12 protein-coding genes are annotated in these 15,210 nt (G+C 62.5%); 9 read left to right on the top strand and 3 right to left on the bottom strand.

From position 1 onward, the window contains the following. Nucleotides 1–41 precede the first annotated feature (41 nt). On the bottom strand, nucleotides 42–431 hold the full coding sequence (locus N5C91_RS24595) for a HEAT repeat domain-containing protein (RefSeq protein ID WP_279832655.1): 390 nt from the start codon (nucleotides 429–431) through the stop codon (nucleotides 42–44). 232 nt (nucleotides 432–663) lie between these two features. Between N5C91_RS24595 and N5C91_RS24590 the strand changes: the two genes are divergently transcribed. Continuing rightward, nucleotides 664–1,800, top strand: a complete 1,137-nt coding sequence (locus N5C91_RS24590) for a hypothetical protein (RefSeq protein ID WP_279832653.1) — start codon at nucleotides 664–666, stop codon at nucleotides 1,798–1,800. A gap of 1,011 nt (nucleotides 1,801–2,811) precedes the next feature. Further along, nucleotides 2,812–3,117: a hypothetical protein gene (locus N5C91_RS24585; RefSeq protein WP_279832651.1), complete on the top strand. Its 306-nt coding sequence runs from the start codon at nucleotides 2,812–2,814 to the stop codon at nucleotides 3,115–3,117. Nucleotides 3,118–3,471: 354 nt separating this feature from the next. Here the strand turns inward: N5C91_RS24585 and N5C91_RS24580 are convergent, their stop codons facing one another. Together N5C91_RS24580 and N5C91_RS24575 are read right to left on the bottom strand one after the other, a co-directional pair. Further along, nucleotides 3,472–3,912 carry a GNAT family N-acetyltransferase gene (locus N5C91_RS24580; protein ID WP_279832648.1) on the bottom strand — a complete coding sequence of 147 codons (441 nt, stop codon included), beginning with the start codon at nucleotides 3,910–3,912 and terminating at the stop codon, nucleotides 3,472–3,474. A gap of 92 nt (nucleotides 3,913–4,004) precedes the next feature. After that, nucleotides 4,005–4,907, bottom strand: a complete 903-nt coding sequence (locus N5C91_RS24575) for a LysR family transcriptional regulator (protein ID WP_279832657.1) — start codon at nucleotides 4,905–4,907, stop codon at nucleotides 4,005–4,007. Between the two features lie 124 nt (nucleotides 4,908–5,031). Between N5C91_RS24575 and N5C91_RS24570 the strand changes: the two genes are divergently transcribed. From N5C91_RS24570 to N5C91_RS24540, 7 genes are all read left to right on the top strand, one after another. After that, entirely contained in the window at nucleotides 5,032–6,093 is a 1,062-nt protein-coding gene (locus N5C91_RS24570; RefSeq protein WP_279832646.1) for an LLM class flavin-dependent oxidoreductase, read from the top strand. A 64-nt stretch (nucleotides 6,094–6,157) separates the two neighbouring features. Then, the gene (locus N5C91_RS24565; RefSeq protein ID WP_279832643.1) at nucleotides 6,158–7,156 is read left to right on the top strand and encodes a flavin reductase family protein; all 999 of its coding nucleotides are present in this window, start codon (nucleotides 6,158–6,160) and stop codon (nucleotides 7,154–7,156) included. 69 nt (nucleotides 7,157–7,225) lie between these two features. Further along, nucleotides 7,226–8,641 carry an MFS transporter gene (locus tag N5C91_RS24560; protein ID WP_279832642.1) on the top strand — a complete coding sequence of 472 codons (1,416 nt, stop codon included), beginning with the start codon at nucleotides 7,226–7,228 and terminating at the stop codon, nucleotides 8,639–8,641. Continuing rightward, complete coding sequence (locus N5C91_RS24555; protein ID WP_279832640.1) at nucleotides 8,638–9,051, top strand: GFA family protein; 414 nt, start codon at nucleotides 8,638–8,640, stop codon at nucleotides 9,049–9,051. Before N5C91_RS24560 ends, N5C91_RS24555 begins: the two co-directional genes overlap by 4 nt. 219 nt (nucleotides 9,052–9,270) lie before the next feature. Then, nucleotides 9,271–10,875: a response regulator gene (locus tag N5C91_RS24550; RefSeq protein ID WP_279832639.1), complete on the top strand. Its 1,605-nt coding sequence runs from the start codon at nucleotides 9,271–9,273 to the stop codon at nucleotides 10,873–10,875. Nucleotides 10,876–10,977: 102 nt separating this feature from the next. Next, complete coding sequence (locus N5C91_RS24545) at nucleotides 10,978–11,808, top strand: hypothetical protein (RefSeq protein ID WP_279832636.1); 831 nt, start codon at nucleotides 10,978–10,980, stop codon at nucleotides 11,806–11,808. 45 nt (nucleotides 11,809–11,853) lie between these two features. Continuing rightward, nucleotides 11,854–15,210 carry a YadA-like family protein gene (locus N5C91_RS24540; RefSeq protein ID WP_279832634.1) on the top strand — a complete coding sequence of 1,119 codons (3,357 nt, stop codon included), beginning with the start codon at nucleotides 11,854–11,856 and terminating at the stop codon, nucleotides 15,208–15,210.

Here is a 15,210-nt window from a genome sequence, read left to right as displayed (position 1 = left end):
ACCCATAGCGGACAAGCTGCCGTTACTGGGCAGGAGTACTTTTAATACTTCAGCGGCCACTTTTTCATTCCTTCCTCCCCGGATTCCTTCAGGTCTGGTTCCAGGCTACGCGACATTTTCTCCAGCACTGAGCGAGCCTCTGCAGTGCCGATTCGAGCAAGCGCATAAGCACATTTGCGTCGGAACTCCGTAAGGTTTCCCCATTGCAACAGACTTGGGAATGGGATGGTCACAGCCTTCGCAATAGCAGGTACTGCTGAGGCATCACCAAGAAGACCGAGTTCGAACACGACGTCCTCATGCCTGTCGTGTCTGTCGTCCAGCAGCAGCTTGGTGAGCAGTGACAAGCGACCAACACCCTCGGGTAGCTTGTCCAATCCTTCAAGGATCGCCTCAATTTCGGGCTGCTCAGTGTCCTTATGGCGGGTCATTTCTGGGACCTTTCAAACGCTGGAATTAGCACCGATCTTACCAAGGTCTGGTGTCCGCTTCTGGCCGACTGCTGTCAATGGTGATAGGTGGCTACCGACTCATCGTGGGTAGGGTTGCAGTCTCCGTGGCTGGAAGTCCTTGAGCTGCATCCCGAGGGTGCGGTTTCTCGTTTCTAAGGTAGTCTGTCTTCCCAAGCGGATCGCCCGATAATGCATGGAGGCAAAGGGAAAGATGTCTGAAACATCCATCAACCTGCGAGTACAGTTCCGCGAAGAGTCTGTTGCGCTACAGGCATTGGAGACCCTGGTAACAGCGGCCACTGCGCACGGCCATGACTTGTCGGCGGCCTTGGCTTCTATAACGCCACAAAGCGGCGCCGGCCAGGCGATTGACATCGAACGCTTGGAGCGCGAGGGCGCCTTTCTTGCGATTGCGGGATACGCCGGAAGGATTGACCCACCGCTGTGGCTGATTCCCGCCCTGGTACACCTTGGGGCTACGCGAACGGTGCTGAGCGAATCTGCCGATGACGGCGGCACGCAGTATCACTTCATCGGCCTCAAGAAAGTATCCAGAAAGGCCTTCGAAACGAGCGCCGCATTGATGGCGAAGCCCCCGCTGCCGCCGTCGACGGATCTGTTCTTGCCCGAGGGCCGAGTGTCGGTCAAGGCCACCTTGCTCAGCCATGAATGGAAGGAGTCCCGATTCGAGCGCTATTGCGTCATGAGGATGCAGGCAGAAGATGGACGGCATTTCATCTACAAGGGGGCATCAGCCCTGACGGCGATGACGGCGGATGACCAAGAGAAAACCTGCACATTTTCCGCCGTGTTCGAGCTGGGCGAGTATGACGGTCAGTGTGTTTCGTTCGCTCAGCGGCCCACCAAGGTGCAGCTCGGAAGCATAGCTCCAGCGAAGGTGAGGAAAGTCCCTTTCACTGGCCGTAACCAGGCATTTATGGCGGATGTCTTCGGCCCCTTGATCACGTATTACTTCGACGAGCTGGGAGGCAAGCCTGATGCCTTCATTCAGAGAATGGGGGCTGCGTCGATTCTGGGAATGGGCTTTACCGAACTTCCTGAGCTGCTGAGTAGAGTCCAGGCCTACTCCTTCGACGGCTTCGGTCACTGCATCTCGCTGTCGAATGGCAACCGTGAATCCTTTGAAATCTACACAGTGGGCAATGTGGCCGTAGACCTGGAAGCTGCACGCCGGCATTTGAATTCCATGAACGTCTCCGCTACCTATCGGGACGACAGCGAACACACCTACACGCTGTTTTGGGCGCAAGAGGGGATGCGCGTGCGATTTAAGGTATGGGCTCGTGGGTTCGAATGCTTCCTGGATCGAGAGACTGCTGTGCTCTGATTCGGCGGGGAGGCAGCTACCGACCCAAAGCTGACATCAGGATTTTCAGGACATTGAGTAGACTTGGCTCCCACGTCATCTATTTCGAATACAAATGAACAGCGAGTCTTCCCGAAGCAAGGCGTACGTCCGTGCTCAGGCACATGGTTCCGGGCCACTGTCTGTTGAGGGCTATCAGCAGACTGTGGAGGTTTGCGGCCGTCTCCCCAGCGGCTGGCTGTTCCGCTATCGGATCGTTTGTAGATTGGACATCCCTGCACATGAGCAGGAGTTGTTTGCCGGCGCTGCAGGTTGCCTGGTCGCTGATGATGGGCAGGTACATGATTTGTCGTACCCGATGTTCATGGACGTGCTTCGCTCGCTGGAATAGCTCACGCGTCTGCTTCCAGGCTATTAAAAAATGCCGCGTTGACTCATGCCTCCCCGAACGCAGGGTAGCAATTCAGATGATGGAGGAGCCCATGTATACGGTGGTGGTCGTTGCAGATCGTCCAGACTTCAGGTGCTTTCTGGATCTACTTTTTGGCCCTGGACGAAACGTGGACACAGAAGGTGATTCGTACCCTGTGAACAGTCGCTCTTGGACGTTACTGCATATGAAAGACAGAGAGAGCGATGCCCCTTTCGTAGAGATCCATGCCAGTGAGGTAGATGAATCGCGGTTCAAGGTGCAATCTGAGTCGTCAAGACTCGAGGAGTTAGCTGCGTTGTACCTGTACCTGACTTGTGGTGAGACGATCTCAAATTCGGATCAGGCGCTTGATAAAGCAGTTATCGAGTCGCTTTGCAAAAGATACGATGCGGAGCTTGGTCGAGCTCGTGATTCTATTTGGCACCGGTCGACAGATGACTTGCCTTATCCACACGAGTGAGCGAAAGGTTGTTTCTGTCCGGCGAGCGTCCGCTTCTGGCTGTGGATTCAACCGATTGCAGCCCTTTGCAGAATCATCGCTTTGGCATTTCAGGTTCTTTCGAACAAACTGAACCGCTGACCGCAGGGAGTAAGGCGGAATGAGTCAGCTGAGCCCTACGCTACATGCAGACCTCTGCGAAGTGTTGAATGAGGTCTCTGCATTGATGTCCGCTGCCTATGCGCAGCTCGGCCCCATACCTGATGACCATCCACTGGCCCAGGCGGGGCTTGAGAATGGGGCAGAAATCGTTCTGGACTACCTTGCACACGGCGAGGCGGGCATCGCCCTTGATCATCTGTTCTACATGATCAAAGAGCCGCCTCTCGCTATTTCTGCCAAGTCCGCTGAGAAGCTGGCTCGTGTTGCAGAAGCGTTTGGAACACCTTTGAGCTGGTATCCTTGAAGCTGGTCGTACAACGAAATACATACTCGCTGCGAGAGGCCGCTTCTGGCCGAAAGCTGCCTGCAGGCAATGCCAAACGCCGGCGCGGCATGTAGTGCGGACGGCCTCGGCTTCGACGCCGCGTGCTACTCACGTACGTAAATCTCCAGGAGAAAGGGTTCTGTCACAACCCGATTCTGGGCATCTGCACTGAACGTCGCGACAAAGCAGTTTTCTGAGAAGGTCCTGAAATTCAGCGTCTCGTTTCCTGAGGCTGATCGGAGGGTGATTTGCTGAAAATCTCGTCTTCAAGGACAAGCACAAATGATCCGTACGGTCTGCTCCGTGCCAGTTGTCTGCGCTGCTGCAGCGATGTCAGTAGCGGAGTTTCACCAATACCAGCTCGGGATCGCCCTCATCGAGATTCTCGATCTGACCACTGGCGATGAAACCGTGCTTGTCGAGCAGCCTGCGCATGGGCTCATTCGAGGCATTCGTCGACGTGAACAATTTCGCGGCTCCGCACTGAGACTCCAGCGCGAGGAGGATTGCGGACCCGACTCCGCGGCGTCGCGCCGAATCTCTCACCACGATGAGCGGGATGAAGGCTTGTTCGAAGAACGAGTCGTTCAACACGCCATAGCCGAGCAACATCGAGGCATCACGTGGCTCCACGGCGACCCAGCATTGGCCGGCCGAGATGGCTTGCGCGATGAACTCCAGGCGACGCGCTTCAAGCCCGGCGATGGCGTCCAGTTCAATCAGCGAATCGAGGTCGCTGCTGACGGCGAGGCGCACGTTTGATTGTGCAGTCATTGTTGTACCGGGTCATGGGCTGGAAGTGGCCAGTGTAATCGCCTGTTCGACGTCCAGCGCACAGCACCAGGGCGACTCCTGGCTGCAATGGCTCACGGGGTGTTTGGCTGAGCTTCCGGCGAGAGCGGGAGAGCGTGCTGCTTCACCTGTTTGCGCAGCCACAGCATTCCCGGGTCGGCATCGAACCGCGAGTGCCAGTACGCCACCAGCTCCGGTGCCGGGAAGTCGACTGGCGGTTCATGACAACTCAGGCCGAAGGTTGCAGCGAACGTCTCTGCGATCGGCCCTGGCAGGTTGCAGATGTAGCCGGTTTGCGAGGCGATCACCGGCATTGCCATGAAGTTCTGCACCAGTACCCCGATGCGTCTGGCCAGGCCCCGAGCCCGCAGCGCCTGGTCGATGAGGTTGATATCGCGCTGATGGGTTTCGATCACCACATGGGGCCGTTGCAGATAAAGCTCCAGCGGGAATGGGCCAGGCAGCAGACCTTCGCGCTGCCAGATCAGGGTGCGCAAGGGAACAGTGGTGATCAGCTCATGGCGCAAGCCTGCTCCAAATGTCATTGGCGCGCTGATGACCAGGTCGATCTCGCCGCTTTCGAGCAGCGCCGAAACCGCGCTGTTGGGGGGCAGGGGGACCACCTCGATCATCACCCCCGGCGCCGCGCGCGCGATGTGCTGGATCAGCCGCGGCAGGATCAGGAACTCGACGAAATCGCCGGAAGCGATGCGGAACTTGCGCTGTGCCGCCGTGGGCACGAAGGGCGCGGCTCCCTCCAGAGCCTCGTCGAGGCGGGCCAGCGCGTCGCGCACCGGGCCAATCAGCTCGATGGCGCGTGCCGTCGGGACCAGGCCGCCATGGCCGATGACGAACAGTTCGTCGCCCAGCCGCTCGCGCAAACGGCGCAATGCATGGCTGACGGCTGACTGGCTGAGTGACAGGCGCTCGCTGGCGCGGGTGACATTCTGGGTTTCCCACAGCGTGGTGAAAACCACCAGCAAGTTCAGGTCGAGGTTTCTGGTATTAATTTTGTGCATTCGTGGAATTCTAGATATTCACTTCCTTCATCGCAAAGGCTTTGTTGTAGTCGCGTCCAGGTCCACTGCGTGAGAGTCCAACATGAATAACAAGAAACCCCTGCAGATGGGTTGGTTCATCCCGACCATCGGCGACACCACGGCCTTCAGCGATCCGAACAAGAGCATTGCCCAGTCTCTCGAGCATTTCGAGCGAGTGGCGGTGGCTGCCGAAGAGGCCGGTTTCGATTACGTCCTGGTCCCCGTTACGCCATTCTGCTGGGATGCCTGGGTAACCGCTTCGTTCCTGATCGCCCGTACCCGCAAGCTCAAGGCGCTGGTGGCGGTGAAGCCTGGCTTCATACACCCGGTTGCACAGGCCAAGATGTTCGCCACCTTCGACCAGCTATCCCAGGGGCGGGTGTACATCAACCTGATCGCCGGCCTCAGCGAGAAAGACGCCTATGCCGAGGGGCAGATCGTCTCGAAGGAAAGTCGTTACGAGCAGCTCGAGGAAGAAGTCGAGCTGATGAAACGCCTGTGGACGGAGGAGGGCGTGGAGTACCAGGGCATGTACCACCAGGCGCATGCGCCAAAAGTCATCCCGGCGCCATTCCAGCAGCCGCATCCGCCGTTCTTCCTCGGCGGTGGTTCGGAGCATGCAGCGGAGATTTCCGCGAAGCACTCCTCCGTGCACCTGTTCTGGGGCGATTACCCGGAGCGCATTGCCGAGCAGATCGGCGAGATGCGCGAGCGCGCTGGCAAATATGGCCGCGGCGATGAAATCGAGTTTGCGATGCGCCTGCAGATCATCTGCCGGGAAACCGAGGAGGAAGCCTGGGCAGCGGCCGATACGCTGGTCAACGGGGCGGACCCGGGCTGGGTCGATCAGGTCAGGGACATGATGGCCGAGTCGGTTGCAAACCAGCGGATGAAGGAGCTCTCCCGTACCGTTGGGCGCAAGATGACCCCCCATCTGTGGACGGGCATCACCGAGGTTCGACCCGGTGCCGGTATCGCCGTGGTGGGCAATCCGCAACAGGTCGCCGATCAGTTGCTGGCTTTCGTCGATGCCGGCTGCAGCGGATTCTGCCTCTCCGGATACCCGCACCACGAGGAGGCCGAACGCTTCGGCCGCCTGGTCATGCCGCTGCTCAAGCGCTGAGCCGCCCCGCCCTGAATGCAAGCAACCGCTGCCTGCCCGGCAGGCAGCGGTGGAGTCGTAATCGATGAATACTTCCAACTTCGATCCCAGGCATTTTCGCCAGGCGCTGGGCTGTTTCACGACTGGCGTGACCATCGTTACCACCCGTGGCGCGGATGGCCAGGACTATGGGTTGACCGCTAACAGCTTCAGCTCGGTGTCGATCGATCCGCCGATGGTGTTGTGGAGCATCAACCGCACGTCCTCTTCTGCGTCGGCCTTCACTGACGGCGCCTACTTTGCCGTGCATATCCTCGCCACTGATCAGGAGCCCCTGTCCAACCGCTTCGCCAGGAGCGGCGGCGACAAGTTCGCTGAGCTCGAGGTGCAACGCGGGCCCGCTGATATTCCGCTGCTCGCTGGCTGCGCAGCGCGTTTTCAGTGCAGGACGACTTATCAGTACGAAGGGGGCGACCACATCATCCTGGTGGGCGAGGTGCTCGCATTCGATCGCTTCGACAAGGCTCCCCTGGTGTTTCATGGCGGCAGTTATCGACGCCTGTTGCCAGCCACCGCTGCCGACACGCCGAGCGTGACCTACGGCGAAAGCTGGCTTGGATTCCTCCTCGGGCGTGCCTACTACCAGCTGCAATTGCCGATCCGCGAACTGCTGAAGACGATGGGGGTGGAGGATCAGGACTTCGAGCTGCTGGGCATTCTCAGCTTCAGCGAAGGGCGGACGCTCGATGAGCTGCGCCGCGTCTTCGAGTTCACCGGCAAGGCGCTGTCGGATGCACAGCTGCAGGCCTGGCAGGAAAAGGATCTGCTGACGCTGCAGGACCAGCGCGTGCTGTTCACCGAGCGAGGTCGGCAACTGGCTATCCAGTGGCTTGCCTGCGCCAAGGCAGCAGAGATCGGCGCCCTGGAGACGCTGACCGGCGATCAGGCGCAACAGCTCAAGCAATTGATCGGTGGCGTCATCCAGCGCACCGGAGCGGAGTTGCCGGCTCACTGGCGCAAGGAAAATTTCTGGCAGGACAACAACCTCTGGCAGCAGCCCGCCATGACCCCGGCAGCGAGCTGACCCAACGCCGCGGCGGCGGCCTGCCGCCCGGCCTCGACTACAAGAACAAGCCAGCGAGGCGAAGCGTCGATGTCCAGCACAACGACTATCCAGACGACGGATACCCCCTACCGCGCGTGCACCTTACCCAGTCGACGCAGAGCCAATTACGCGCTCGGTGTGCTGGTGCTCGCTTATGTTTTCTCGATCATGGACCGACAGGTTCTCAGCCTGCTGGTCGGCCCGATCCAGCAGTCACTTCAGGTCAACGACGCCTGGATGGGGCTGCTGCACGGCTTCACCTTCGCTGCCTTCTACTCGCTGGCCGGCTTGCCGATCGCGCGCTTGATCGACCGCGGCAACCGCCGCCGGGTGATCATCGTCGGTATCGGCCTGTGGTGCCTGGCCACGGCTGCCAGCGGGCTGGCCACGCAGTTCTGGCATCTGCTCCTGGCGCGAGTCGGGGTGGCTGTGGGGGAGGCGGTTTTGCTGCCCGGTGCCGTATCGCTGCTCAGCGATCTGTTCGCTGCGGAACGTCGTGGGCGCGCGCTCGGCATGTTTGGCGCCGGCGGGCCAGTCGGCGTCGGCGCTGGCCTGCTCGCCACCGGCCTGGTGCTCGGCTACTTCAACGCCCATCCCCTGAGCCTTCCCCTGATTGGCGCTCTGCAACCCTGGCAGAGCACGCTGATGTCGATCGGGCTGCCAGGCCTGGTTGTGTTGGTACTGATGTTCGGCGTACCGGAGCCGCGACGTGAGCGCGGGGCAGGGGGCATGCCGGCGCCGCGGGTGCCGGGTGTGCCACTGGCAGAGGTGCTGGCTTTCCTGCGCGCCAACCGCCGCACCTTCGTGGCGGTCGTCGCCGGCATCGGCTTCTACAACGCCGCCGTGTATGGAAGCGGTGCCTGGGTTCCCACTTACCTGGTCCGCGAGTTTGCCTGGAGCTATGCCGAAGCCGGCATGGCGATGGGACTGGTCATGTGCGTCAGCTCACCGCTGGGCGTGATCGCCGCCAGCTGGCTGGGCGAATACTGGCGCCGGCATGGGGTGGCCAATGGCAATCTGCGTGTGGCGATCATCGCCAGCCTGCTGCTGCCGCTATGCGCCACACCGCTGCTGCTGGCGCCCAGCGGCGCATTGGCCTTGCCGTTCCTGGCGCTTTCCGCAGCCTTGTGGGTCTGCCTGTTCGGCATCGGTCCGGCACTGATCGTCGAGATCGCTCCCGCGCCCATGCGCGGGCAGTTCATCGCGCTGTTCACCGGTGCGCTCAACCTGCTCGGTGTCGGCATAGGCCCCTTGGCTATAGGCATTATCACCGACTACGTACTGGCCGACCCTGGCGCCATTCGCTACTCCATTCTGATGGTCACGCTTGCTGCCTGCGCACTGGCGTGCCCACTCCTGCTGCGCGCACGCAAGACCTTCCAGGCCACGGCAGTGCAGGCCCGGGAGTGGGATTCCTGCCGCAACGCCACTATCACCCCTTGCAATCCACGAGAGCACTCATGAGCACTATCCAGGGTAACTGCCTGTGCGGCAGCGTTCGTTATTCCAGCTCCCAGCGTCCCAGCATGACCGCCGTCTGCCACTGCAGCGATTGCCAGAAACAGTCCGGTAGTGCTTTTTCAGTCAACGTCATGCTAGCGGCCGAGGGGTTCCAGGTAGATGGGCTGACCCTCGCCAGCTACCGGGTCCGCGGTGGCAGCGGTATGCCGGTGCGTCGGTTCTTCTGCAGCCACTGCGGTTCGCCGCTGTACACCGAAATGGCGGCCCTGCCGGGCATGCTGGCGGTCAAGGCCGGCACGCTGGCGGACCCTGCGAGCATCGCGCCGAATCTGCACCTGTGGTGCGCCTCCGCGCAGCCCTGGGTGGCCATTGACTCCAGCCTGCCGCACTTCGACCAGCAGGTACCGGACTGATGCGCCCAGACACCTCCATGGAGTGGCGGGTTTCAGGGGCTGACAGCGCCTGCTGGCGTCGAACCGGCTGCCCCGGACGCCGGTGAAAGCAGGCGCGCTTGAGTGAACGGCTGCTCCCTGCACTGGCCGTTTCCGGGGCTGCCCAGCGATGCTGGGTTGCCAATCGTGGCGCTCGCCTATGCTCATCTGTCGAAGGACGCGTCAGGACGGAGGTAGGGAATGATCACGGTGCTCCTTGTCGACCCGACAACCATCGTGCGCAGCGCATTGCGCGACCTGCTGGAGAGCATGGGCCTCGCCAGCGTCGCCGAGGCGACCGACGTGCCTTCGGCGCTCCTGCTTGCCCGCGAGCACCGACCAGGGCTGGTCATCCTCGAGATGGCGCTGCCGGGGGCGGGCGGCCTCGATCTGTTGCGCCGGCTGCGCGCACGCGATCCATTGCAGAAGCTGCTGGTGTATAGCCGGCAGAACCCGGCGCATTTTGCGCCGTTGTGCTTCCAGGCCGGCGCCAGCGGTTTCGTCAGCAAGGACGAAGACCTCGCCGGCCTGCGCAAGGCCATCGCCGACGTCCTGGCCGGCCGCGCCCACTTCGCACGGGAATACATGCAGCCGGGGAATGGCGGAGAGCTTGCGAGCCTGACGCCCCGCGAACTGGCGGTACTGCAGCTGATCGCCGAGGGCCACACCAATCTGCGCATAGCTGAACAGTTACGGATCAGCTTCAAGACGGTGAGCACCTACAAGGGCCATTTGCTGGAGAAACTGCATGTGGGCTCCAGTGTGGAGCTGGCCGAAATCGCGCGGCGCAATGGCCTGGTGGCGGGGCAGGAGAGCCATGTCGGCGCTCTTTCGGCAGAGGCTCTGCCCCTGGAACTGGGCATGTTGCGCGGCCGGGTGGATGCCGCGCCGAATCCGATGTTCGTGCGCACCATTGATGGCAGGTTGCTGTTCTGCAACCAGCGCTTTCTCGATTACTACCACATCACCGCGGAAGAGGCGTTGAATTCGGGGCTTGCCGATGCGCGCTGGTTTCCGCCCGCAGTACGCAAGACGATTCCCGAGGCGTTTCGGCGACTGGTCAACGATGGCGTGCCCATTGCCATAACCAATCGGGTCGAGATATTCGGCGTGCCGCGCGTGCTGCATTACTGGATGGTGCCTTATCGTGATTCCAGCGGTCAGCCGGCGGGCATGCTCGGCGGACTGCAGGACATCACCTCCAGCGAAGAGCATCTGATCGAACTGCGTGACCGGGCGCTCGGCGCCGAGGCGCGCCTGCGCCAACGCAGCGAGTTCTACCTGTCATCGCTCTCCGAACTGGCCGGGCGCCTGGAGGGCATGGGATTGCATCCGGCTACCCCCGGCCTGGCGGACCTGACCGCGCGTCTGGCGCGGCTTCGGCGCATCTGCAACCTGGAGGATGGTCAGGTGCCTTCGATGCCGGTGGCCTGTGAGTTGCGCGCCTTGATCGGGCGTTGCCTGGCCGGGCAGCCAGCGAGCCTCTTCGGTGCCCCCGACATCGATGTCGACCGGGTCTGGCTCGACGTGAAAGTGTTTTCCGAATGGATGGCGAGCGCCCTGGCTCTGGTCCAGGCGGACAGCGACACACCAGTCACCCTGCGCCTGGGCATGTCCGCGCGGGAGCATGGACGGCTTGGCGCTCAGCTGACAATTCACGGCCGGATGGCTCCGCAGAGCATCATCGATCGCTGTCACGCCGAGCGGCTCGCCGAGCATCTCAACGGGCGTTTCAGCTATGCGAGCGAAGGCGATGACGTCACCGTTACCCTCGAACTCGAACTGCTCATGGCCAGCCTGGAGTGACTATCGAAGAAGTCTGATGGCGCTGCCTGAAGGACTCTGAGTTCGCTCCGACCCCGGCCTTCCTAGCATGTGCGCAACCCGATCACTTCCGGAGTTGCCACCATGAAGTCCAGCTCGAAAACCAATGCCCAGCGCCGTGCTGGCGCACTCTCAACGCTTGCCATTGCCCTGCTGATCGCCAGCGGTTCTGCCCTGGCCGCACCAGTGGCGACGCCGCAGAAACCTGCCCAGCCGCTGGTGATGCTGGCCCATCAACAATTGCTCGAAGGCGATCTCGCCGCTGCCCAGGCTTTGCTCCGCGAAGCCGGAGCCAAAGGGCAGGGCGGTACCCGTGCGCTGGCCGAGCAGGCCTTCCTGGAAGACGCCAACGGCCGCCATATGCGCGCCCGGCAGTTCTACGATGCGCTCAAGGACAGCGATCAGGCAGCGGTCATCGCCGTGCCGTCGGCGGTGAACCTGACCGCGCTGGGACGGTTCGACCAGGCCCAGAGGGCCTTTGCCGATCTGCAGAAGCGCTCGCCCAGCCCGCAGGTGAAGGCCTATGCCGGGCTGTGGAGCCTCTGGCTTGGCGCGCGTGGCGCCAGTGACAGCGGGCTCAAGCCTGAGGCGGCCAAGGCGCGGGTGCAGAAGCTCGCCCGCGCTATCAAACCGGTCACGCCACAGCAAAGTGCGCTGGTCGCTCTCTACCTGGGCAAGACCGACAGTGCCGCGGTGTTCGCCGAGATCGATGCCCTGCAGGCTCCCGAGGCCGTCAAGCGCGACCTGCGCAGTGAAGCCGGATTGTTCGCCGGCGCCTACCTCGACTACGTCCGCCAGGACCACCAGGGCGCCCTGCGCACCTACCAACTGGCCCTGGGGCAATCGCGCCCAGCGGCCATGGAGCGCCAGCTGCTGATCCAGTCCAGCCGCGCCCTGGAACTTTCTTCTCGCTGATTTCCCCTACCCATGCCAGGGCCCGTCCCTGGAAGGAGTTCCCTCGTGAACAGGATTTATCGTCTCGTCTGGTCGAGAGCACAGCATTGCTGGTGCGTGGCCTGTGAGTTCGCCCGAAAATCGGGCAAGGGCGGCCGCGCGCTGGCGGTCCTCGGACTGGGCGCCCTGGGCGGCCTCTTCTTCGGCGACGCCTTCGCTGCCGGCGGCTCGGCCTATGAGAAAGGTATCGCCGGTAACGCCGGTATCTACGTCAACGACAGCACCGACTCAGGCTGCGTGTTTGTCCACGACACCGGCGTAAGCGGCGACCAGGGCTGGAAGTACGACGGCAACAACAGCAATTGCAAATCCTCCGACAAGTCCACCCAGACCGGCCGGGTGCTCTTCTACGGAACCGGTACCCAGAGCGATGGCACCAACTCCCTGACCCTGGGCAACGAGCTGTACGTGAACGGGGGCCGCATCGGCCTGAACAACAAGATCGATGGCACCAACTCCCTGGCCATCGGCAACGTCGGCACCGATGCCGCGGGCGCTGCTACCGGCACCCAGGCGATCGCCGTGGATTCGGTAGCGATCGGCAACAACGCCATAGCCAGCAAGCAGAATGCGCTGGCTCTCGGGACCGCAGCGCAGGCACTGGCCCAGGACAGCGTTGCGCTGGGTTCGGGTTCGGTGGCCGGGACATCGGCCGGGGTGCCCGGATTTGTTCCCGGTGGTGCCAGCCAGGCGCAGGCAGCCGCGATTGGCGCCACCACCAGCACCCTGGGGGCGATTGCCGTCGGCGACGCCGCTACCGGCAAGTTCCGCCAGATCACCAGCCTCGCCGCCGGCACCCAGGACAGCGATGCGGTCAACGTCGCGCAGCTCAAAGGCGTGGTCGGTAGTGCTACCGCCGATGCGGTGATGTACGACAACAGCACCCACAACAGCATCAGCCTCGGTGGTGACAGCTACGACAACAGCACGCACACCGGCGGCACCACCATCACCAACGTGGCCAATGGCGTAAACAACAGCGATGCGGTCAACGTCGCGCAGCTCAACGACCTGGCCAACACGCCGATCACCTTCGTCGGCAACTCCGGTGCAGTGGACAAGAAACTGGGCGACACCTTCGTTATCGAAGGGGCTGCCACCACTGGCGGCACCTACTCTGGCTCGAACCTGAAAACCGAGGTGGATGCCGACGGCAACCTGCAGTTGCAGATGGCCGACAACCCGCTGTTCGACTCGGTGACCACCGGCAACACCACGATCAGCAATGACGGCCTGACCATCATTGGCGGCCCGAGCGTGACCACGGTCGGTATCGATGCCGGCAATCAGAAGATCACCAACGTGGCGCCGGGCGATGTCAGCGCCGGCTCCACCGACGCGATCAACGGCTCACAGCTGAACGCGACCAATCAGCAGGTGGAGCAGAACACCACCGATATCAGCAACTTCAACACCAACATCAGCAACGGCACGGTGGGGCCGGTGCAGCGTACCGGGACCGACCAGCTGTCGTTGATCGCCGCCGGTGGCGATGCCTACGCACCGGGCGCGGCGCAAGTGCTGACCAACGTGGCGGCGGGTTCGATCACGGCCACCTCCACGGATGCGATCAATGGTTCGCAGCTGCACGAGACCAATCAGCAGGTGGACGCCAACACCACCCACATCACCAACCTCGATGGCCGTGTGACCAACGTGGAGGGCGATGTCACCACCCTGCAAGGTGACGTGACCAACCTCGGCGACCACGTCGAGAACATCTACAGCACCGGCACCAAGTACTTCCATGCCAACTCCACCGGTGTCGACTCTTCCGCCACGGGCGTGGATTCGGTGGCCATCGGCATGGGCGCAGTTTCCAGCCATGACGGCAGCGTCGCCCTGGGCGCTGGCTCCGTCGCCGATGGCAGCACCCTTGGCCACCAGGCCTACCTGGTAGGAGGCACGGCCACGGGCGAAGTGAATATCGGCGAGCGCCGCGTGACCGGGTTGGCGGCTGGTGCCGACGATACCGATGCGGTGAACGTCGCCCAGCTCAAGCAGGTATCGGGCGCCGCTACCGAAGGCTCGGTCAAGTACGACCTGAATGGCGATGGCAGCATCAACTACAACAGCGTGACCATGGGTGGAGCCACCTACAACAGCGTCACCAGGACTGGCGGCACCAAAATCACCAACGTTGCTCGCGGCGAGAACGACAGCGATGCGGTGAACATGTCCCAGCTCAACGAGACCAACGCCCAGGTCACCAACATCGACGGCCGCGTCACCACCGTCGAGGGCAGCATCAGCAACATCAACAATGGCGGGGGCATCAAGTACTTCCACGCCAACTCGAGCAAGGCCGACTCGGTCGCCAGCGGTGCCGACTCAGTGGCCGTAGGGCCGAACGCCCAGGCCAGCGGCAAGGGCGCCATGGCCATGGGCGACGGCGCCAGCGCTTCGGCCGACGGCAGCGTCGCCCTCGGGCAAGGGGCCAGCGACGGCGGTCGCGGCGCGGAAAGCTACACCGGCAAGTACTCCAACGCGGAGAACGCCAGCGTTGGCACTGTCTCGGTGGGCAACGCCGCAACCGGCGAAACCCGTACCCTCAGCAACGTCGCCGACGGCAAGGAGGCCACCGATGCGGTCAACCTGCGCCAACTCGATGGCGCCGTGACGGAGTCCAAGCAGTACACCGACGACTCCATCCACAACGTCAACACCGAAGTCGCCAACGTCACCACCAATGTCAACAACCTCGACAACCGGGTGACCCATGTCGAAGGCGACGTGAGCAACGTGCAGAACGGTACCGACGGCATGTTCCAGGTGAACAACAGCAGCCACCTGCCCAAGCCGAAGGCGGCCGGCGCCGACTCGGTGGCCGGCGGTGCCGGCGCCGAAGCGCTGGCCGACAACAGCACGGCGGTGGGCTCCAACGCCAAGGCCAGGGGGCGCAACTCGGTGGCCATCGGCGCCAACTCGGTGGCCGAGCGCGACAACAGTGTGTCGGTCGGCAGCGTCGGGGCCGAGCGGCAGATCACCAACGTCGCCGCCGGGACTGCGTCGACCGATGCGGTGAACCTCGGCCAGTTGAACAAGAGCATGGGCGACATCTCCAACCAGTTCTACGACTACACCGACTCCCGCTACAACGCGCTGCGTCACGACCTGAAGAAACAGGACGACATCCTCAGCTCGGGCATCGCCGGCGCCATGGCCATGGCGACCCTGCCACAGCCGTACTCGCCCGGCGCGAGCATGACCAACGTCGGGCTGGGCAACTTCCGCGGCCAGGGAGCGCTGGCAGTGGGCGTGTCGAAAATTTCCGACAACGGCAAGTGGGTCACCAAGCTGCAGGGCAGCACCACCAGCCAGGGTGAAACCGGCGTTGCCGTCGGCGTCGGTTACCAGTGGTGA

Origin of the sequence: Pseudomonas sp. GD03903, assembly GCF_029840045.1 — a bacterium.
GTDB lineage: Bacteria > Pseudomonadota > Gammaproteobacteria > Pseudomonadales > Pseudomonadaceae > Pseudomonas > Pseudomonas pseudonitroreducens.
This window is presented reverse-complemented; position numbering and strand designations above follow the sequence as displayed.